General features: G+C 42.0%; 23 protein-coding genes and 2 tRNA genes. 18 read left to right on the forward strand and 7 right to left on the reverse strand.

What is annotated here, in order from left to right; genetic code table 11:
• Nucleotides 1-2: 2 nt before the first annotated feature.
• The 17 genes from AXF12_RS07845 (at nucleotide 3) to AXF12_RS07905 (ending at nucleotide 10,310) form a co-directional block, all read left to right on the forward strand.
• A complete protein-coding gene (locus tag AXF12_RS07845; RefSeq protein WP_066430013.1) occupies nucleotides 3-536 on the forward strand; it encodes a hypothetical protein in 534 nt (177 codons plus the stop codon).
• Nucleotides 537-546: 10 nt separating this feature from the next.
• Entirely contained in the window at nucleotides 547-801 is a 255-nt protein-coding gene (locus AXF12_RS07850; protein ID WP_066430015.1) for a hypothetical protein, read from the forward strand.
• 13 nt (nucleotides 802-814) lie between these two features.
• Nucleotides 815-1,294: a YcbK family protein gene (locus AXF12_RS07855; protein WP_074860944.1), complete on the forward strand. Its 480-nt coding sequence runs from the start codon at nucleotides 815-817 to the stop codon at nucleotides 1,292-1,294.
• Between the two features lie 178 nt (nucleotides 1,295-1,472).
• Nucleotides 1,473-1,976: a hypothetical protein gene (locus AXF12_RS07860; RefSeq protein WP_066430017.1), complete on the forward strand. Its 504-nt coding sequence runs from the start codon at nucleotides 1,473-1,475 to the stop codon at nucleotides 1,974-1,976.
• Between the two features lie 28 nt (nucleotides 1,977-2,004).
• A complete protein-coding gene (locus AXF12_RS07865; RefSeq protein ID WP_143325049.1) occupies nucleotides 2,005-2,571 on the forward strand; it encodes a hypothetical protein in 567 nt (188 codons plus the stop codon).
• Nucleotides 2,571-3,029, forward strand: a complete 459-nt coding sequence (locus AXF12_RS07870) for a lysozyme (protein WP_066430021.1) — start codon at nucleotides 2,571-2,573, stop codon at nucleotides 3,027-3,029. The genes AXF12_RS07865 and AXF12_RS07870 overlap by 1 nt, the downstream gene beginning before the upstream one ends.
• Before the next feature lie 79 nt (nucleotides 3,030-3,108).
• Nucleotides 3,109-3,648 (forward strand): hypothetical protein, encoded by a 540-nt coding sequence (locus AXF12_RS12395; RefSeq protein ID WP_066430023.1) that lies wholly within the window; start codon nucleotides 3,109-3,111, stop codon nucleotides 3,646-3,648.
• Nucleotides 3,649-3,659: 11 nt separating this feature from the next.
• On the forward strand, nucleotides 3,660-4,127 hold the full coding sequence (locus tag AXF12_RS07880; RefSeq protein WP_066430024.1) for a hypothetical protein: 468 nt from the start codon (nucleotides 3,660-3,662) through the stop codon (nucleotides 4,125-4,127).
• Between the two features lie 2 nt (nucleotides 4,128-4,129).
• On the forward strand, nucleotides 4,130-4,303 hold the full coding sequence (locus AXF12_RS12290; protein WP_159429718.1) for a hypothetical protein: 174 nt from the start codon (nucleotides 4,130-4,132) through the stop codon (nucleotides 4,301-4,303).
• Entirely contained in the window at nucleotides 4,300-4,527 is a 228-nt protein-coding gene (locus AXF12_RS12115; protein WP_143325048.1) for a hypothetical protein, read from the forward strand. The genes AXF12_RS12290 and AXF12_RS12115 overlap by 4 nt, the downstream gene beginning before the upstream one ends.
• Nucleotides 4,528-4,547: 20 nt before the next feature.
• The gene (locus tag AXF12_RS07885; protein WP_066430026.1) at nucleotides 4,548-4,769 is read left to right on the forward strand and encodes a hypothetical protein; all 222 of its coding nucleotides are present in this window, start codon (nucleotides 4,548-4,550) and stop codon (nucleotides 4,767-4,769) included.
• Between the two features lie 11 nt (nucleotides 4,770-4,780).
• On the forward strand, nucleotides 4,781-5,344 hold the full coding sequence (locus tag AXF12_RS07890; RefSeq protein WP_066430028.1) for a hypothetical protein: 564 nt from the start codon (nucleotides 4,781-4,783) through the stop codon (nucleotides 5,342-5,344).
• A 15-nt stretch (nucleotides 5,345-5,359) separates the two neighbouring features.
• Nucleotides 5,360-9,085: a zincin-like metallopeptidase domain-containing protein gene (locus tag AXF12_RS07895; protein WP_066430030.1), complete on the forward strand. Its 3,726-nt coding sequence runs from the start codon at nucleotides 5,360-5,362 to the stop codon at nucleotides 9,083-9,085.
• Nucleotides 9,086-9,096: 11 nt separating this feature from the next.
• Nucleotides 9,097-9,306, forward strand: coding sequence for a crAss001_48 related protein (locus tag AXF12_RS07900; RefSeq protein WP_066430033.1), 210 nt, complete (start codon nucleotides 9,097-9,099; stop codon nucleotides 9,304-9,306).
• Nucleotides 9,307-9,329: 23 nt separating this feature from the next.
• Nucleotides 9,330-9,530: a hypothetical protein gene (locus AXF12_RS12120; RefSeq protein ID WP_143325047.1), complete on the forward strand. Its 201-nt coding sequence runs from the start codon at nucleotides 9,330-9,332 to the stop codon at nucleotides 9,528-9,530.
• A gap of 106 nt (nucleotides 9,531-9,636) precedes the next feature.
• Nucleotides 9,637-9,801: a hypothetical protein gene (locus tag AXF12_RS12295; RefSeq protein ID WP_169792830.1), complete on the forward strand. Its 165-nt coding sequence runs from the start codon at nucleotides 9,637-9,639 to the stop codon at nucleotides 9,799-9,801.
• Nucleotides 9,798-10,310: a PIN domain-containing protein gene (locus tag AXF12_RS07905; protein ID WP_066430034.1), complete on the forward strand. Its 513-nt coding sequence runs from the start codon at nucleotides 9,798-9,800 to the stop codon at nucleotides 10,308-10,310. Before AXF12_RS12295 ends, AXF12_RS07905 begins: the two co-directional genes overlap by 4 nt.
• 363 nt (nucleotides 10,311-10,673) lie before the next feature.
• Here AXF12_RS07905 and AXF12_RS07910 read toward each other — a convergent pair whose 3' ends face one another.
• The 4 genes from AXF12_RS07910 to AXF12_RS07925 all read right to left on the reverse strand — a co-directional run bounded on the left by AXF12_RS07910 (nucleotide 10,674) and on the right by AXF12_RS07925 (nucleotide 14,011).
• Nucleotides 10,674-11,834: a tyrosine-type recombinase/integrase gene (locus tag AXF12_RS07910; RefSeq protein ID WP_066430037.1), complete on the reverse strand. Its 1,161-nt coding sequence runs from the start codon at nucleotides 11,832-11,834 to the stop codon at nucleotides 10,674-10,676.
• 149 nt (nucleotides 11,835-11,983) lie between these two features.
• Nucleotides 11,984-12,056: transfer RNA gene (locus AXF12_RS07915), tRNA-Met, on the reverse strand.
• A 75-nt stretch (nucleotides 12,057-12,131) separates the two neighbouring features.
• The gene (gene alr / locus AXF12_RS07920) at nucleotides 12,132-13,238 is read right to left on the reverse strand and encodes an alanine racemase (RefSeq protein ID WP_066430039.1); all 1,107 of its coding nucleotides are present in this window, start codon (nucleotides 13,236-13,238) and stop codon (nucleotides 12,132-12,134) included.
• Nucleotides 13,239-13,240: 2 nt separating this feature from the next.
• Complete coding sequence (locus AXF12_RS07925; protein WP_066430041.1) at nucleotides 13,241-14,011, reverse strand: enoyl-CoA hydratase/isomerase family protein; 771 nt, start codon at nucleotides 14,009-14,011, stop codon at nucleotides 13,241-13,243.
• Between the two features lie 64 nt (nucleotides 14,012-14,075).
• Between AXF12_RS07925 and AXF12_RS07930 the strand changes: the two genes are divergently transcribed.
• A tRNA-Ala gene (locus AXF12_RS07930) sits at nucleotides 14,076-14,149 on the forward strand.
• A 36-nt stretch (nucleotides 14,150-14,185) separates the two neighbouring features.
• On the opposite strand, the gene folE is transcribed toward AXF12_RS07930, so the two are convergent.
• From folE to AXF12_RS07945, 3 genes are all read right to left on the reverse strand, one after another.
• Nucleotides 14,186-14,857 (reverse strand): GTP cyclohydrolase I FolE, encoded by a 672-nt coding sequence (gene folE, locus AXF12_RS07935; RefSeq protein ID WP_197697159.1) that lies wholly within the window; start codon nucleotides 14,855-14,857, stop codon nucleotides 14,186-14,188.
• Nucleotides 14,858-14,924: 67 nt separating this feature from the next.
• Complete coding sequence (gene lon, locus AXF12_RS07940; RefSeq protein ID WP_197697153.1) at nucleotides 14,925-17,396, reverse strand: endopeptidase La; 2,472 nt, start codon at nucleotides 17,394-17,396, stop codon at nucleotides 14,925-14,927.
• A 160-nt stretch (nucleotides 17,397-17,556) separates the two neighbouring features.
• Nucleotides 17,557-18,582: a quinone-dependent dihydroorotate dehydrogenase gene (locus AXF12_RS07945; protein ID WP_066430047.1), complete on the reverse strand. Its 1,026-nt coding sequence runs from the start codon at nucleotides 18,580-18,582 to the stop codon at nucleotides 17,557-17,559.
• Nucleotides 18,583-18,703 lie beyond the last annotated feature (121 nt).

The raw sequence follows: 18,703 nt of genomic DNA on the forward strand, positions 1-18,703 counted from the left end.
CAATGGTAGGAGTAAAAAAAGCGCAAGTAACAAACAACAGTGGAGGAACCTCTACTAACAATAGAGGCGTTAAAGATTTTAAAATAGAACCTTTTGGTAGCAACCAATATAAAGCAACTATTATTCTTGAAAGTAGTGAGGAACTCACTGCCTATTTCACAGATAATACAGGCGGTAATGTTCCACAGCCAAATGATGAAAATCCTGTTGTAGGTTTTTATAAAACAGAAGAGGCTAATGGGAGTACAACACTGCATATTGAGCTTAAAGATGGAACTAACTTTGAAGTAACACTACCTATTGAACAAAAAGATTACATTTTTAATGGTAGTGGTAATGAGAATATAAATTTAGATGATTACAGAACATCATCCTCAAGAATGGTGTTTTATAAGTTTGGAGGGGAGATAACTTTTTATTCTAACAATTACCCTGTACACGGAAAAACTAATCTTACAGGAGCCGAAGGTAGTTATGCAGTAGTAGTGTTTGATAAAGGCCTTCAAGGGTTTTACATCTCAGTCGTAAACCTATAATATTAAAACAATGAATATAAGCACAATGGAAATTATTATTAGCCTTATTTCCACCCTCGTCGGGGGTGGTATCATCGGCATTTTTGTCGAAAAACGTAAACGCAAAGCAGAAGTTCTTGAACTCATCGAAGCCTCGTACGAAAAATACGTACAAACCCACGAAAAGGAGTACGAAAACCTAAAAACTCGCGTCCAAGAACTCGAAGATGAGAATAGAGCACTCAAGGAACAGCTCGATATACTCAAAGCAAGTTTAAACCGCTAAATAACAAAGCCCTATGCAACTTACAAAAGATTTCACCCTCGAAGAATTTGCCTGCCACGACAAAGCTCGTACTCCCGTACCCACGCAATACGTGGCTAATGTGAAGAGAGTAGCACAGAGCCTTCAAGTTCTGCGCGACTATCTTAAAAAGCCTATCGTTATCAACAGCGGCTACCGTACCGAAGAGCACAATAAAGCCGTTGGTGGCTCGCCCAACAGCCAGCATAAGGTAGGAAAAGCTGCCGATATATGTGTCGAAGGAATGACCCCTTACCAATTGCATCAAACCATCGAGCGCCTCATCGCAGAAGGTAAAATGCAACAAGGTGGACTTGGTCTGTACAACAACTTTGTTCACTACGACATTCGAGGTGTAAAAACCCGTTGGGACAACCGCCGCCAAAAGTTAGCACAGGCCTCCCTTGCAGGGCAGCTACTCATCATTGCTGCCATCGTAGGTTCAGCCCTGTACATCTATTTACAAACTAAGTAAATCAAGTAAATTATGTTATTAGTATACCAAATAGGCGTTGATATATTAGGCTTCCCAATTTATGTAGAGCATATTTATATAAATGAATATGTAAGACAATCATCAGGGAGATTGTATAACGGACGTCGCGAAAAAAGACAAGCTCTAATCTCACAAATCGTTAAACAATATTAAGGCAATGAAAAAGATGTTATTTCTCATACTGTTAATAAGCCTAAGCGCCTGCGGTCTCTTTAAGCACAAGCCCACTACTGAAAGCTCACAGCTCAAATCTGTAAGCTCAGTAGATACCGTATACATTGAGCGCACCGCCCGCACAGTGGACACTGTCAAAATCACCGTGCCCGTAGTCCATACGCTGCGTCCTGACTGCGACAGCCTCTGTCAGAAAGAACTCGAACTCACCTTGCAGCAACTGGCATTCACTCGTCGCAGCGGTAACAACGCCGCGGGCTTCTATTACGATGCCTACAAAAAGCAACTCGTCGCCTATGCCGCGCTCGATAGCACCCTAAACGTATACAAAGCAAAGCACCATAAAGAAATAAGTACCGTTACAACTACTGTCACCATAAAGGAACGCTACACCCCACGCCTTACCAAAATATTCGCTTGGATAGGCGCCTTAGCCTTGATAATAGCAATTCTATATATCGTATTCAAAATAAAAGTCAAACTGTAAATCGCTGACGGTCGCACCGTCTAAAGAAATGAAAATAAAACCAATATATCTAATACTCGGCGGTCTTGCTGTAGGGGCTATTGCTCTAATGAGCTTTACCAAGACCACACAGACACAACTGGCTAAAATCTTTGAGAAGATGCGCCTAAAAATCACAGGTGTGCGCAATGTTGGCATACGCGGCGGCAACCTCGAAGCTAATATTGACCTTACCCTACAAAATACTACCTCGCAACACGTAGACTTGTCCAGCGGGGGCACTATCAAGGGCAAGGCTTATCGTATCTATCGCAACGCCAATTTCATTGCTGGCGGTTCGCTCAACAACCTATCGGCTATTGACCTAAGCGCAGGCAATCAATTCACCTTTAAGAACATCAGCGTCGAAATCCCTCTTATCCAATTAGGACAAGAAGCCCTCGACTTGTTGGGCGGTTTTAGTTCCTTGAAGATGTTCATACAGCAAGATGGTGTAAAGCGCCTTGTCGATAAAGCAAAAAGTATTGACTTCTACAAATACATCAACGAGTTGGTTTATGAGATTGATGTAGAAGCCTTCGGACAAACATTCACATTCAAACAAACCGTAGCCTAATGACACTTTCAGAAAAAGGATTAAACTTTATCAAGCGCCACGAAGGATTTCGTTCCAAGCCCTACCTCGATGCTGTTGGCATTCCTACCATCGGCTACGGCTGTACGTTCTATCCTGACGGACGCAAGGTAACGATGGCAGACAAGCCTATCACAGAGGCAGAAGCTACAACCTTGCTGCGCGCCCTTGTCGCTAAGTTCGAAGTAGTGATGCGCCGCCTTATCAAGGTGCCACTCACCCAAAACCAATGGGACGCCCTCGTGTCCCTCTGTATGGCTATCGGTACAGGCAACTTTCAGCGCTCCTCTGTGTTGTCTTTGGTAAACAAAAATCCTAACGATGACGCCATTTATGACGCCTTCCTAAAACACAGCAGCACCAAAAAGGGCTATATGCAAGGCTTAGCCAACCGTCGCCACGATGAGGCGACCCTTTACGGCGTAAAAAAAAAGCCCTAATAACATTTGGCACTATTGCCCTCTTAGCCGCAGCTTATGGCGGCTATCAGCTATATAAAGAACGTAAAACAATAAAACAATGGATAAAAGCAAAAAATTAATCGTCGGTGCCCTACTCTTAGGCGGACTGTGGTGGTTTCTCAATAAAAAGAATGATGAGGAACCCACTGCCCCCGCTGAGCCTAATACTACTCAGCCCGCAGGCAATACCATCACCCCACCCGCTGCCAACTCAGCAGCACAAGCTCCCCAGAGAGTAGCAGAAAATAAAGCCCCAAGCATTCAGTACGGAAATCCTTACCCTGAAATGGATTTACTCAACAAAAAAGTCTATTCAGCAGTTGAGGAGCTAAACCTCAACTTACTAAAAGTGAAAACGATATTGGAGCCAAACCTAAAGCCGCGCCTAACGGTTACATCGTTTGATTACTATATACCAGTAAACCAGTACGTTCCTACCAATGAAAAATATCACTTTGAGGGTTATGGTAAAGAATTAGGTGTAGCAATACAGCGCAGAGAAGTATCTACTGGCAAAGTAGACTACCTTGTTAAGCTCAACAACGGGTATCTTGCTTATGTCCCTAATACCTCAATAATGGCAAAGTTAAACAGTTAAAACAAAGCCCTATGGATAAGAAACACAAAAAAATCATCATTGCAGGCGGCATTTTAGCCGTAGCTTTGGTATACCTCGTATTTAGCAACAAAAAACCGAAAAACGGCGCTAACAAAGCCGCTGATGATGGTTTTTTTGATGATAAGCCAAGTAGTAGCAATAAGCCTACCAAACCTGCAAATAAGGACAATTTCAACACTTCCAAGTTGCAGCCCCTACACAATCTGCTGAAAGGCACAAAGGTGTATTGTGGTGTGCCAAGCCTCGACCTGCAAAAGTACGTTTGGGACGATAAAACCAAAAAATGGAAAGCAACAGGTAAGCTCATCACTACCGTAAAGCAAGGGGGATTTATCGGAAAGGTCTATGCCTGTGTACAGTTCAACCCGCAAAGTCAGTTCTATATCGTAGATGTAGACACCTTTACCTTTGGGCATATCTTTACCCGTGTATGGGATAACCAAATCATTCGCAAATAACTATGGAAAAGAAACGCAATATCGTCCCTTATGTAGCTGTGGCAGGCATTGCCGTATTGCTATACACCCAGCGCAACAGCCGAAAGTGGTACACTCCTGTACTCTTTACCTTCGGAGCTACCGTTGCGGCGAACCTTATAACTCACGAACTGATAACCAAACGCATTAAGCAATGATAAACCTTAAAGGCATATACAACGGATACAGCAATTTAGCCAAAGCAAGTGTAAAGCTCAGTCGCGAGAACGTAGAGCGTGAAGCTACTCGGCGCCTGAACATCTGCCATCTTTGCCCTTTTAAGGAAAAACGCTTTGGTGTATACGTCTGCGGTGCTTGTGGTTGTCCATTAGCAGCCAAAGCCCGCCAAAACGACGACGTATGTAGTAACTGGATAAAATAACATCATAAAATCATATCACAATGGAAAAAGAAAAAGAAAGAAGCATCGCAAACCGAGTACTCCTATACGGAGAAGAACTCAACACACAGAGCACCCCAAGCGTAACCCAGCCAAGCACTACGGACATCGCTCCAAAGGCGCAGAGTGAAACCGACAAAATTATCGCTGAAGCCAAGAAGAAAGACACTTGGATAAAAGTAGGTATCGGTCTTTTGGCAGGATACATATTGTTTAAAAAGTAATACCCAGCACGATGAAAAAAACAAGTACCACACACAAGACCTTATACGGTCAGCTCAGCCTCACAGGCGACGCAAATATCGATAAGCTAAGTATCAATGAGATAGACATTAAGGTAACTGCCTTAAATGTCGAAATCCTCAAAGACCAACAAGCCTTATCTGAGTACCGCAAGCGTTACGGCAGTACAAGTGTCGTAGGTGCCATTGAAGAGGAGCGTATCAAAAGGAACAAAGAGCTTATTGCTAAGCTCAAAACCCGACGCGCGCAACTGGTAGCCACAGGAGCAAAGCCTGTAGCCCCCTCAGCGCCCAAAGTGACCCCTAAGAAACCAGCGGTAACTCCCAAGCCTACGCCTAAACCATCCGTAAAGCCCGCCGAAACCCCAAAAGCAACCCCTAAGCCTTTTGAGGAAAAAGCAGGCACTCCTAACTGGTTGCTATTGGGTAGTGCTGCCGCTGCTGCCTTTTTCATCTTGAAAAAAGACAACGGCACACCTAAAACAAAATCTACCCGTAAACCTAAAACACGCACTAAACGCGCCACACGCGCCACACACACCAAACGAAGAAAGTAACCAAAAGTTAAAACAATGAACTCAGTAGATAAATTCAACGCCTTAGACGGTAAAGATATTAGCCGCCCCGACCTGTACGAACTCTTGCAACTGGCAAAAAGTGAGGAACAAACGCCTCTTGTACATCGTATCAAAAAAGTACTCGATGCTTACCCCACTGCCGAAAGTTTCACCATCAACCTCAGCCATAAAGAAAGCGAAGTCGTTCCTCGCTCTTATTTGGCTGGGGTAGATTTGTACACCCCTGAAGATGAGGAAAACGACCCCGAATTAGCTCTCGGTAAGCCTGTATCCACTAAGGAAATCTACAAAATGGTAACCGACCACATCATCGAGATGATGAAAGACGCCACAGGCGATAACGTTACCCAAGAATGGAAAACAGACAAACTCTACTGTATGCCCATTAACTTTGACAGCAAAAAACCTTATGGAGGGATTAACGTCTTTTTTATACACGCTCAACAGAAAAAAATGACGGGGGATATGGTATTTACAAACCCTTACTTCCTTACCTTTAAGCAAGTGGAAGCCCATAAAGGTAAAGTAAAGAAGGGTGCAGTTGCCTTTAAAGTAATCTATTACACAGAATTGCACGTCTACAAAGACAATGATAACCCCAAAAACAACTTCGAAAGCTACAGCAAAGAAAAAGTAGTAGCACACCTAAAAGAACTCGGATACACAGACGACAATTTGCCCTTAATCAGTTATATCCCTATGCCTAAATACTACAACGTCTTTAACGGTGCAGACATAGAAGGCATTGACTTTGGACTTGATGAAGTTATCATAGGGAAAATGACCCCAGAAGATGCAGAGGAAAATCCCGCTGCAAAACTCATCGTAAAGCACTACCCCAACCCACCCAAAATAGAACATACAGACCCCAATGAAGCCTATTATGACCCCCAAGAAGACGTTGTAAACGTGCCTCCTTTCGAAAGATTTATAGGGGCAAACGCCTATTACCGCACCCTATTCCACGAGCTTACCCACTCCACAGGAGTGAAAAAGCGTCTCGACCGTGTTTTAAACACAAAATTCGGCTCAAAAGAATACGCCTTTGAAGAACTCATTGCTGAGTTCGGCTCCGTATTCCTATCCGCACAAGCAGGTATTATGTGGAAAACATCAAGAAACCACGCCGAATATCTAAAAAATTGGGCAATAGTATTAGAGGAAACCGAAAAAGACAACAAATTTATGATGCGCGCCTCAGCCGCCGCACAAAAAGCCGCTAACTATATCCTCGCCCTCAACTCAGAAGGCGAACCGGCCTTTTGGGCAGAATTAGGCACCCCCCCCACACCTCAAACCTCAAACCCCACACCTCAACCCACCAACTTCTTAGCTAAAATCGCTAAGAAGTACCCCACTATACCCCAAAAAGAAATCAACGCCCTTTTTGCTCTTACCAAATACCTCAAAGAAAAAGCCCCCAAGAAGATTGAAAAGATACACCCAACAATTCACAACGCTACACTCGCCAAATTAGACCCTGAAGGTGTATTTGATGTTACTGACCATAAAAACTATTGGAATGACACCATAGTCTTCAATGTATCCGCTAAAGGAATTAAGCACACCATTGAGCTAACTGATTTAGGCTTTAAGATGTATATAGATATGATAAACCACCTAAACGGACATCCTTTTGAAGAGGAAATACACAAAGGCATAGCAGACCAATTAGCCGATGAAACTATACAAGAAATCATAAAAAGTAAAGAAGACGACGACTTCTTAATCGGCACACGAAAAAAACAACGCACTGAAGCCACAGAAGAGAAACAGCTCCCAAAAAACACAGAGGATTGGGATAACTACATACTCGATAGAGCCAAAAAACTCAAAATAGACCTTAGCCAATACCCTGTTGAAAAACAAAATAATATTAAGTATGTAATTTCCACTACCTACTACAAAAAATGGGAAGCATTTTATGAAAAATGGGCAAAGAAGGTAAAATGCCAACCTGAGCACATCCGTGCATTAATGTTCGGCTCAGGCTTAGCAGGGCAACCTTGGCTTGTCGAGAAAGACGAAACATTCTACCTTGATGATATATACATCATACCCGCTTTTCATCTTGAAGACTTAGGTTTAGCCATAAAAAAAGGAAGGTCTTACATATTCTCAGAAATAGGACTTGAAATTGTTCACGACTTACAAAAAACAAGAGGCGTAACAAAAAACTATGAGGAATATGTTACTGATAAAAGTGCCGAAATGAAAGCAAAAGGCTACAAATGGAGTACTGTCAAAGGCGATTGGGTAAAAACAAGCAATATCCTCACCAAAGACAAACTTAACAGAATGCTGGGAAACAAGAAAAAGCAAACTGCCCTCGCCACCCCACACCTCGCCGTCTCCACCGACCGCTTTAAAGAAATGTCAAGACGAGAGCTGCGTGTTTACACCCTCGAGTACTACAACAAGTATCTCAAAGGGCACAAAGCACTTATCAAAAAAGCACTAAAAGAAGTCGTACTAACCTCTGCCGCAGGGCGCAAAATCGCACGTGGCGAAGCTATGTATGCTGCAAAAGTCGCAGCCGTTGAGCACCTTAAAGAACTCATTGAGAACTCAACCTACAATAATTGGGGCGACCGCAAAACCACTGATGGAAAAGACGTTATCGGCTATATGAATTTCAAGTCCAAACTCACCATTGACGGCGAAAAACGCCACGTTCGTATATCCCTTGCCGTCTATAAAGATAGAAAAACAGAACTCAAAAATATGGAGGTGGGACGTAAAGAAAAAAAGACGTCTCAACCTACGCAGAACCCAGTAGGCACTCTGCAAGACGAGGAGGTTGAGACGTCTTCTGGGCGCAAAGGTACAACAAAAAAACTTTCCACCAAAGAAAAAACAAAAAAAGTTTCAAAAACCGCCCCTATTCGCCCCTCTGACAACATACGCCTCGCCGCTCCTGAAATCCCCAATGAGGAGGAAAGCCACGACATTTACGTTGAGGATTTACCTATCGACAAGCTTACGCCTTACTTAGACCTTAGCTATAGTAGCTCTAAGGACGGACGTACCACACTCGCCGACCGTCTCAATGCCGCACCCTCGCACCGCGAAATGTACCACATCGACCGCTACGATATGGCGCACTTTCTCGGCAACCTCGAACGCAAAACTACCGACAGCCTCGTCATCACAATGACAGGGGGACAAGGTAGCGGAAAAACCCGCTTTGCTTTTCAGTTCATCGATGACCTGGCACAACGGTACCGTGTCGGACACGTTTCGATAGAAGAAACTCCCGACAGCCTTCTCTACGAGCAGAAGGCCCTGCAATACCTCAATGACCGCGCTGTCCACAACGTTGAGGCTGCCGATGTGCGAAGTATTGCAGAACTCGATGCCCTTATCAAGCGTAACGACGTAATTGTCATTGATAGCTACCAAAAGCTCAAAGAGATAGACCCTAAGTTCGAAATTGACAAAGACCTTCGAAAGAAGTACAACGGAAAACTATTTTTGGTCATATTCCAGCAAACCGTAGACGGTAAGATGCGCGGCGGAAGCAAGTCCCAGTACGATGGCGATATAATCCTATTCACCCAAAAGTTTCCCGACTATCGCGACAACTACGTCTATCCCGACAAGAACCGTTACAATAGTGTTCCTGCCAGCCTACTCAGGTATAACATCGCTGAAAAAGCGCTTATACCTGTAGAAGCAGAGGAGGAACCAACGCAAACAAATGTGTATAACCTATATTAATATAAATAAGTATGGATAAGAATGTAAGAAAACAGGTTTTCACTAATATTTTTAATGAAAAACGTTCTCTTGATGGAAAAATCCAAAAGTTAGAGAACTTTATTGAAAGTAATGGATTTAAACTTATTGATAGAACGCAACAATCGTTGCTAATAGCGCAATATGAAGCTATGCTAAATTATAGTTCTATTCTCGAAAAGAGGTTGGACACATTAAGATAAGTAACTAATAAAACACAATAAAGATGAGTAAATTAAACAGTAGTAATTCTCGCGAAATGACCGTAAAGTTACGAGTTCTTCGTAAAGGCTATAAAATCCGTAAAGGCGGTGAAGTAGTCTATGTAGGTTCTCCAAAGACAAAAACAATCTTAAAGCACCGTCGTCAAGCTGACAAGCTGCTTAAAGGTTCTTTGAAGCGCCTGCGCAAGGCAAGACGTCGCTAAAAGTGCCGCGCCTGAGTTCATAGCTGCCCCGTAAGGCAGCTTTTTTTACGCCCACCCCTTGCCAATTCAAAAACATTTACTACCTTTGCCAAAAAATTACAAACGTATGAAAACAGTAGAAAAGAAAAAACAAGATAAAATAGGAAAAAACAAATACACCCGCGCAGAAAAACAACGCGCCATTACCGAAATATCAAAATCTATCAACGCCTCAATGACAAAGCGTTACCTATTCGATATGCTATTTAAAAAACAATCAGCTGAAAGATGATACTCATTACCGATAGCAACATCATAGTTAGTGCCCTAATATCTCCACGAGGTAGCTGCGCTATCATACTAAAAACAAGAAGCAAATTAGGGTTCTGTGCCCCCTCATACCTCTTTTTTGAGGTAAAAGAACATTGGGACGTAATAAAAAAGTATTCACCACTCTCCGAAAAAGAACTCAGAACAGAACTCGATTACTACAAAAGCATAATAACAACCTACAACGTAAGCGAGATACCAACCCCTATATTAGACAAAGCATTCGAAATAATCAAAGATATAGATAGAGACGACGTATTCTTTTTCGGGTTACACCTACAAACAGGGTATAAAATCTGGACAGGCGATAAAGAACTTATAAAAGGACTTACCAAAAAAGGATACGGTGATATATTCGTAAAAGATGAAGAAATAAAAGCAGAACTATACCGAAAAGGGAAAGAAGTAGAAAAACGTAAAATCAGTAAGCCCAAAACCACAAAGAACGCTAAGACAACAAAGAAAAAATAAACTTCATTCCTCATTTGAGGGAAGGAACTCAGCAAACGGCACGCCAAAGAAGCACGCCGTTTGTCGCTTTAACACAAAACTTACCACAACAACATAATAGACCTGTATTTACACCTCACCGCTGTATGATACAAATTAGCTCTGCGACACTTTGAGAAACAGAGGAAAGGGCATTTTTTGTCATTGAAACCCGTTGCACACAAAACCCGCCCCCTTATGTTACAGTTTATTTTTTGAATTGTATGTACTTTTGTGTGCAATTATTTTGCTGTTTATCAGCGTATTATACCGCAAAAACGCACTGCATACAGAACACACACACTTTTCTGTATTATTTATTGCAGAGAGAGAGCTGGGTAGGGGTCAGAAGGTGAAATCGACTGTTTTTACCGTCTCATCGGCAAACTTATTGCGAGCAGTGTACATTTCCGTAATCTTTAAGTCGTGATGTCGCGCTTGGTCGCGCACCTTTATGGCGGGGATACCCGTATTGAGTAGGTCAGTGATGCCTGTATCCTTGAGTGAGTAGAATTGGTATTTGCTATCAAACTTATGTTCTTTTCTGAACTTAGCCCAGCGGTCTGAAATCTTTTTAGGAGTGAGCTGCTTTTTGCCTGTCTTAAAATCATTATAACAGAATAGGTAATCGTCAGGCTTTGCATTGCCGATATGCTGCGCAAGGTCAGCCAGCAAAGCGTTGGGTATGGTAACGGCTTCCGTCTTTTTATTCTTAGAGTTCTCACCTTCTACCAATATAAAGCCCCTAAACAACTGCACGTCCTTCACTTTGAGCTTTGTTAGCTCCGTGCGCCGTATAAAGCAGTAATAAGTAAGCATACAAAGCACGTAAAAATGAAAATCAGTATCGCGTAATGCTCTTACCTTCTCTTTAACAGCTTGGCTAAGTACTTCGCGTTTTTTCTGTGTTTTAGCCTTAGTTTTTATACCTTCTGCGGCATTTTGCTTTACAAACTGTTTATCTTTACACCATTCTAAGAAGGTATTGAGGAAACGCAGGTGGTTGTTATAAGTTCGAGGGCTGTTTTTACGTTCGTAATATAAGTAATCGAGGTAGTTTGTTATGAAAAACCTATCCAGCTCAATGATAAATTTCAATTCTATTTTCTTATCTTTTACGTACTTCATAAGCATATCGAGCATAGAGCGATAGGAACGCACCGTATCGGGTCGCTTGATGCCGTCATCTACTTCACGTTGCTGCATACTTATAAATAGCTCTGCACAATACTCTAATGATTTGTAGCTTACATCTTGCATCTCATAGAACGGCGACCAGCCTTGCGATAGCTTTAAGTTGATGGCTGCTATCATTCTTTGGGCGTATCGTTCCCGCTCACGCGTGCTTTTCATTTGGGGCACACGTTGCCTAAAACGCTTAAATTCATTCTGAGCGGGTACTTTGGCGTAATAAGAGATACGCCATTCCTTGCCCTTTTTAAGTTCTGCGGGCTTGTAGTCTACGAATACCCTACGCGAAGAGGTGTTATTTTCTTTCTTAGGCATTTTTTTATTTAGGGCTATTCATCAATAGTCCTAAATAAGCCTTAAAAATCATTTTTCATAGTGTGGCGGATAACTGACCCGAATTTGTCCCACACTTTTTAATAAAATCGGCGTAACTCGCTATCAAATAACACGTTACGCCGCTTTAGTAGCGGGAACTGGACTCGAACCAGTGACCTTCGGGTTATGAGCCCGACGAGCTACCTACTGCTCTATCCCGCGCTGTAAATCGGGTGCAAAATTACAAACTATTTTTGATATAGCAAGCATTTTTGCATTTTTTTTTAAACTTTTTTATTACTCTTTATATATTCTCTTGATTCTGTGTGCCATAGAAGTAATAAGCTCATACGATATTGTACCAGCTGATTCCGCTAATGCCTCTGCTGTATGGTTTCTATCGAAGACAATCACCTCATCGCCTTCTTTGCAATCAATTGATGTGATATCTACTAAAATCATATCCATACATACATTTCCGAGTATAGGTGCTTTCTCTCCATTGATGAATACATAACCCTTACCCTTGCCGTAGATACGGTTAATCCCATCAGCGTGTCCTACAGGGATGGTTGCTGTGTGTGTAGGACGATCGGCAATATAACCTCTGTTGTAGCCGAGACTATCACCTGTTTTTAGCTGGTGAATTTGCGAAATCACACTTTTAAGTGCTGCAATAGGGGTCATATTGGGTTGTAGGGAAGCGTCATTAGCAAAGCCATACATCCCAATACCACAGCGCACCATATCAAATTGTGCCTCAGGATAATTGAGTATACCAGAGGTATTGCATTGATGGTAAATCACTTTATAATCAAATGTAGCATCAATTTTCTTTTGAAACTTCACAAATAGAGCTATTTGATTTTTTGTAAATTCTCGTTCGTTCATATCTTCAGAAGCTGCTAAGTGTGAATAAGCTGTTTTTACAGAGATATGAGGGTTGTTTTTTAACAAAGGTAATACGTCATCCATTTCTTCTAAATCAAAACCCAAACGATTTAGCCCTGTGTTGCATTTTATATGTACTGGATAGTGCTCTAAATGCTTGTCTTTTGCAAAGTCTAAGAACTGAGTTAAGATACGTTTGCTGTAAAGTGTCGGTTCTAAGTTGTACTTTATGATATCCTCAAAATTTACTGCCTGAGGATGCAACACCAGTATAGGCAGTTTGAGTTCTCTTTCGCGCAAGGCAATTCCTTCAGAGGTGAAGGCTACTGCAAAATAATTTGCCAAGTTCTTACGCTCAATATAGGAGGCTATTTCTAAAGAATTATTCCCATATGAGGAGGCTTTTACTACTGCCAAAAATCGTGTCTCAGGTTTTAACCTACTGCGTAAGTATTTGATATTCTTTTCTAATGCTGATAAATCAATTTCTAATACTGTCTCTTCTGTTTTCATCTTTAATCTTTGTTCTTAAATTTAGCTAACATTGCTTTGGTTTGTTCTGAAAGTACTAATTTGCCTGATATAGCTGCATTCTTAATGAGTTCTTCTTCCCAATGTTCTGTGCCCTGCCAAGTGATACGTTTCATTTCTGAGAGGGCTTCTGGGTTTGATTGTAAAAGTTTATCTAAAAAGTAATCAATTTCTTTATCCATATCCTTTGTGTTTTCAAATACTCTTGCAAATAGCCCTTTTTCTTGTACCCAATAGGCACTTTTCCACTGGTCAGGAGCCATAAATAGCTCATTGAGTGTTGCCTGACCTGCCTTACGCAGTATCACAGGGGCAATGACAAATGGACCAATGCCCAATGAGAGTTCGGATAGTTTCACACTTGCTGCCTCAGTGGCGAAAACATAGTCCATTGCGGCAACTAAGCCCACACCACCACCTACGGTTTTACCTTGTACACGACCAATGATGAGCTTTGTACAACGGCGCATTGCTAAGAACAAGTGTGCAAAACCTTCGAAAAAGCGCTTACCGTTTGCCTCATCTTCAATCGCTAAGAGTTCATCAAAGGAGGCTCCTGCGCAGAAAGCTCTATCTCCTTCGCTTTTGAGCAGTATTAAGCGTACTGACTTATCCTCTGAGAGAAGATCTATTTCTCGGGTAAGGCGCTCCAAAAGTTCCAAAGGAAATGAGTTGGATTTGGGGTGCCCAAACTCTACTATTGCTACACAGTTTTCAATCTTTGTGTATAGAGATCCATTCAATCTATCTGTCATTGCAAATATTTTTCTTAAAAATTTGTTTTAGTTCATATATTTGTATTATCTTTGCGCCCTGAACGGGGATGTAGCTCAGTTGGCTAGAGCGTTTGGCTGGCAGCCAAAAGGTCGTGGGTTCGAGCCCCATCTTCTCCACAAAGCAAAAGCTGCCTTATTATAGGGCAGCTTTTTTTAATGAAATCGAGTGTCTAACTTAATATATTCTAAAAATTCTTTTCTTACTTCTGGGTCTTTAAACTTACCACCAAACTCAGCTGTAACAGTACTGCTTTCAATATCTTTGATACCGCGTGAGTTCACACAAAGATGTTTTGCATCAATGATGCAGGCTACATCGTCAGTACCCAATACATTTTGCATTTCTTGCACGATTTGCAGAGTGAGCCGCTCTTGCACTTGTGGGCGTTTAGCGTAGTACTCCACAATGCGGTTCATCTTTGAGAGTCCTATCACCTTTCCATTGGAGATATACGCCACGTGTGCACGCCCTACGATGGGCAATAAATGATGCTCGCAAGTGGAGTATACTACAATGTTCTTTTCCACCAGCATTTCACCATAGTGGTATGAGTTGTTGAATGTAGAAGCTGAAGGCTTACGCTCAGGCAATAAGCCACCAAATAGCTCTTTTACGTATGCCTTAGCCACTCGCTTAGGAGTACCTTTGAGGCTATCGTCAGTAAGGTCTAAGCCAAGAGTGAGCAATATCTCACGCACGTGCTCTTCAATCTTTGCGATTTTTTCGTCTACTGACTTATCAAAGGCATCAGCCCTAAGAGGGGTAACGGCTGAGGTTGCTATATGGTTTTCTCCTATAATATCTTCTTCTCTATTCATTCCTATGTTTGTTTACGAGCTGTAAAAGTACTAATAAAATTTCAAATAGTGGAGTCTCTTTGGTAAATTAACACTACTTTTCCTCTTTTTTGTCCTCTTCTATTTTTAGTTCCTTTTTGTTTTTAGCATCTTTATTAGTGATAGCTAATTTTACAACCTCTTCCATATCAGTTACATAATGGAATGTGAGCCCTTTTAAATACTCTTGTTTAATCTCCAATATGTCTTTCTCATTATCTTTGCAGAGGATGTATTCTTTGATACCTGCCCGTTTTCCTGCTAATATTTTCTCTTTTAAACCTCCCACTGGCAGTACTTTGCCTCGCAAGGTGATTTCTCCTGTCATCGCTAAGTGTTTTTTCACACGCTTTTGGGTGAAGAGCGATACTAAGGCAGTAAGCATTGCTATCCCAGCACTCGGTCCATCTTTTGGGGTAGCTCCTTCTGGTACGTGCAGGTGGATATCGTATTTCTTGAATAACTTAGGATTGATCCCATAGCGCTCTGCATTCGACTTGAGATACTCTAAAGCAATGGTAGCTGACTCTTTCATCACTTGACCTAAATTACCTGTGATGTTCAGTAGCCCTTTACCGCTGGAGAGTGCCGACTCGATGAAGAGAATATCCCCACCAACGCTTGTCCACGCTAAGCCTGTGACCACGCCAGCTATATCGTTATCCTCGTATTTGTCGCGTTCTAAACGTGCAGGACCTAAAATCTTCTCTATTGTTTCCATAGAGAGCTTTACGTCATAAGGCTCTTCCATTGCGATATTCTTAGCTGTGTTACGCACTACTTTGGCTATTTCTTTTTCTAATGCCCTTACACCTGATTCACGGGTGTATCCTTCAACGATGCGTTCTATTTCTTTCTTGCTCAACTGCAAGTCAGATGATTTCATACCGTGCTCTTTTAATTGTTTAGGCAAAAGATGGCGCTTAGCTATTTCTGTTTTTTCCTCAGTGGTGTAACCTGAAATAGTGATCACTTCCATACGGTCGCGAAGTGCTGGCTGTATAGGGGTCAAATCATTTGCTGTGGCGATAAACATCACTTTTGATAGGTCATAGCCCATCTCTAAGAAGTTATCATAGAACTCTTTGTTCTGCTCAGGGTCGAGCACCTCAAGCATTGCCGCTGAGGGATCGCCGTGATAGCTATTCCCTAATTTGTCAATCTCATCGAGCACAAAAACGGGATTAGAGGTTTGTGCTTTTTTTAACAATTGCAATATACGCCCTGGCATTGCACCTATATAGGTTTTGCGGTGACCGCGTATTTCAGCCTCGTCGTGAAGCCCCCCGAGCGACATACGCACATATTCGCGATTGAGTGCCTTGGCTATGGAGCGACCTAAGGAAGTTTTTCCTACTCCTGGAGGTCCGTAGAAGCAAAGTATAGGCGACTTCATATCCTTGCGCAATTTCAGCACTGCGAGATACTCAATAATGCGCTGCTTTACGTCATCTAAACCGTAATGATCCTTATCTAATATCTTTTGAGCTCGCCTCAGGTCGAAGTTATCTTTAGAGTACTGATTCCAAGGCAGTTCTAAGAGTGTCTCTAAATAGTTGCGCTGAATGCTATAATCAGGGCTATTGGAGTTGGTTCTCAGTAGTTTGCCTAATTCTTTATCAAAATGCTCTTTTACCTTCGCATCCCATTTCTTAGCTTTGGCTTTTGCTCTGAGTTCTTCGGTATCTACCTCGTAGGAAACACCGCCTAATTCCTCTTGTATGGTCTTCATCTGCTGGTGCAAGAAGTACTCACGTTGCTGCTTGTCAATATCAAATCGTGCTTTCGACTGTACTTCATTCTTCAGAGTAAGTCGTTGCAAGTCAATATCTAAATATTTTAAGGCTTCAGTGGCTCTTTCCTTTAGGTCATCAACTTCGAGTACGCTTTGCTTCTCAATCACAGAGGCATTCATATTCGAAGCAATGAAATTGATTAAGAATGAAGAGCTCTCAATATTTCGGATCGCAAAAGTGGCTTCTGTGGGAATATTAGGACTTTGCTGGATGATCTGTACAGCCAAGTCGCGAACGGATTCAATGGTAGCTTGAAACTCTTTATCCTCTTCATTAGGCTTAGTTTCTGCTAATGCTTTGACGCTTGCGATGATATACGGTCTTTCTTCAAGCACGGTATCAATCATAAAGCGCTTTTGCCCTTGTATGATAATCGTGGTATTGCCATCAGGCATTTTGAATACACGCAGAATACGTGCTTCAGTACCTAATCGGAATATATCTTTACTTTCGGGAGCCTCTACATTTTCGTCCAGTTGTGCTACCACACCAATCGTTTTAGAGCGCTCATATGCTTCGGTTATCAGCCGAATAGAGGCGTCGCGCCCTACAGAGATAGGTATTACTACCCCTGGGAAAAGCACGGTGTTGCGCAATGGTAATATAGGCAGTACTTCGGGTAAGCCTTCACGCTGCATTGCCTCTTCATCCTCAGAGCTCATTAGCGGGATAATTTCTGCATCTTCTATGTGTTCACTTGATAAACTGTCAAAACTACTTATTTCTATCATTTTTTATTATTTTTAACTGACATTTTGTCAGGTGCTGTTGTATAGAGCTGACATAGGAATTGCATATCTACAAGTAAATCAGCCGCTTGACCTATTTCTGACAAAACTGCTTCTTATGTATTGCAATTGTCGTGCCAAGCTATTTTGTACGAGCTGTGAACTAAATACGATTGGCTTTTAGCAGCACTCGATTGATGCGCTTTACCAGGCCTGCACCTTCATAGATAAAACCTGTATACAGCTGAATGAGTGATGCACCAGCAGCTAATTTTTCGAGAGCATCTTTTTCGGTGAAAATCCCTCCTACACCAATGATAGGGAAGGCTCCTTCGCTTTTTTCGTGGAGGAAACGTATCACCTCAGTTGAACGCTGTGTGAGTGGCTTGCCACTGAGCCCTCCTGTTTCCTTCTGGTTGTGCGATTTGAGCTCTTTGCGCTCTATGGTAGTATTGGTAGCAATTACGCCTGCTATCTCTGTCTCCTTTACAATCTCGATGATGTCCATCAGTTGATCGTTGGTGAGGTCGGGAGCTATTTTTAGTAATATAGGTTTGGTTTTTTCTTTTTGTAGATTGTGTTGCTGCAAAGTGTTGAGAATGTGTTTCAAAGGTTCTTTTTCTTGCAAAGTACGCAGGTTGGGCGTATTAGGTGAACTGACATTTACCACGAAGTAATTAACATAATCAAATAGATGCTCGAAGCAATAGAGATAGTCGCTTACCGCCTCTTCATTAGGGGTTACTTTATTTTTGCCAATATTGCCACCGATAAGCACATTTTTATTTTGCTTTAAGCGCTCAATAGCAGCCTCTACACCTTCATTGTTAAACCCCATACGGTTGATGATGCCGCTATCTTCAATCAGTCGGAAAAGCCTTTTTTTAGGGTTGCCTGCTTGAGGCTTGGGGGTGAGGGTGCCAATCTCAATAAAGCCAAATCCGAGGTTGGAAAGCTCCTTATACAGCTTGGCATCTTTGTCCAAGCCTGCGGCTAAACCTACTGGATTCTTGAATTTTATACCGAAGACTTCCCGCTCCAGCAAGGGGTGCTCTACTTTAAATAAAGCGCTGAGTAGGGCAGGAACAAAGGGTATTTTGCAGATAAATTTCAGGTATGAGAAGGTAAAGCGATGTGCCTTTTCGGGATCAAGGCTGAATAGCAGGGGGCGTATAATATATTTGTACATAGGTTACTTATCATTCAGGCGGCAAAGGTACTACATTTTTCTCAATTAGCAAATGGTGTGAGATGAAAAAGCCTCTCTTTATTTTACTAAAAATGCTTGTAAGGCGTTTGCCAAACATAAA

Source organism: Capnocytophaga haemolytica (assembly GCF_001553545.1).
In the GTDB taxonomy this organism is placed as follows: domain Bacteria; phylum Bacteroidota; class Bacteroidia; order Flavobacteriales; family Flavobacteriaceae; genus Capnocytophaga; species Capnocytophaga haemolytica.

Coding starts and splice junctions, on each gene's coding strand:
- AXF12_RS07845 (WP_066430013.1), top strand. CDS start 3: ATGGTAGGAGTAAAAAAAGCGCAAGTAACAAACAACAGTGGAGGAACC.
- AXF12_RS07850 (WP_066430015.1), top strand. CDS start 547: ATGAATATAAGCACAATGGAAATTATTATTAGCCTTATTTCCACCCTC.
- AXF12_RS07855 (WP_074860944.1), top strand. CDS start 815: ATGCAACTTACAAAAGATTTCACCCTCGAAGAATTTGCCTGCCACGAC.
- AXF12_RS07860 (WP_066430017.1), top strand. CDS start 1,473: ATGAAAAAGATGTTATTTCTCATACTGTTAATAAGCCTAAGCGCCTGC.
- AXF12_RS07865 (WP_143325049.1), top strand. CDS start 2,005: ATGAAAATAAAACCAATATATCTAATACTCGGCGGTCTTGCTGTAGGG.
- AXF12_RS07870 (WP_066430021.1), top strand. CDS start 2,571: ATGACACTTTCAGAAAAAGGATTAAACTTTATCAAGCGCCACGAAGGA.
- AXF12_RS12395 (WP_066430023.1), top strand. CDS start 3,109: ATGGATAAAAGCAAAAAATTAATCGTCGGTGCCCTACTCTTAGGCGGA.
- AXF12_RS07880 (WP_066430024.1), top strand. CDS start 3,660: ATGGATAAGAAACACAAAAAAATCATCATTGCAGGCGGCATTTTAGCC.
- AXF12_RS12290 (WP_159429718.1), top strand. CDS start 4,130: ATGGAAAAGAAACGCAATATCGTCCCTTATGTAGCTGTGGCAGGCATT.
- AXF12_RS12115 (WP_143325048.1), top strand. CDS start 4,300: ATGATAAACCTTAAAGGCATATACAACGGATACAGCAATTTAGCCAAA.
- AXF12_RS07885 (WP_066430026.1), top strand. CDS start 4,548: ATGGAAAAAGAAAAAGAAAGAAGCATCGCAAACCGAGTACTCCTATAC.
- AXF12_RS07890 (WP_066430028.1), top strand. CDS start 4,781: ATGAAAAAAACAAGTACCACACACAAGACCTTATACGGTCAGCTCAGC.
- AXF12_RS07895 (WP_066430030.1), top strand. CDS start 5,360: ATGAACTCAGTAGATAAATTCAACGCCTTAGACGGTAAAGATATTAGC.
- AXF12_RS07900 (WP_066430033.1), top strand. CDS start 9,097: ATGGATAAGAATGTAAGAAAACAGGTTTTCACTAATATTTTTAATGAA.
- AXF12_RS12120 (WP_143325047.1), top strand. CDS start 9,330: ATGAGTAAATTAAACAGTAGTAATTCTCGCGAAATGACCGTAAAGTTA.
- AXF12_RS12295 (WP_169792830.1), top strand. CDS start 9,637: ATGAAAACAGTAGAAAAGAAAAAACAAGATAAAATAGGAAAAAACAAA.
- AXF12_RS07905 (WP_066430034.1), top strand. CDS start 9,798: ATGATACTCATTACCGATAGCAACATCATAGTTAGTGCCCTAATATCT.
- AXF12_RS07910 (WP_066430037.1), bottom strand. CDS start 11,834: ATGCCTAAGAAAGAAAATAACACCTCTTCGCGTAGGGTATTCGTAGAC.
- alr (WP_066430039.1), bottom strand. CDS start 13,238: ATGAAAACAGAAGAGACAGTATTAGAAATTGATTTATCAGCATTAGAA.
- AXF12_RS07925 (WP_066430041.1), bottom strand. CDS start 14,011: ATGACAGATAGATTGAATGGATCTCTATACACAAAGATTGAAAACTGT.
- lon (WP_197697153.1), bottom strand. CDS start 17,396: ATGATAGAAATAAGTAGTTTTGACAGTTTATCAAGTGAACACATAGAA.
- AXF12_RS07945 (WP_066430047.1), bottom strand. CDS start 18,582: ATGTACAAATATATTATACGCCCCCTGCTATTCAGCCTTGATCCCGAA.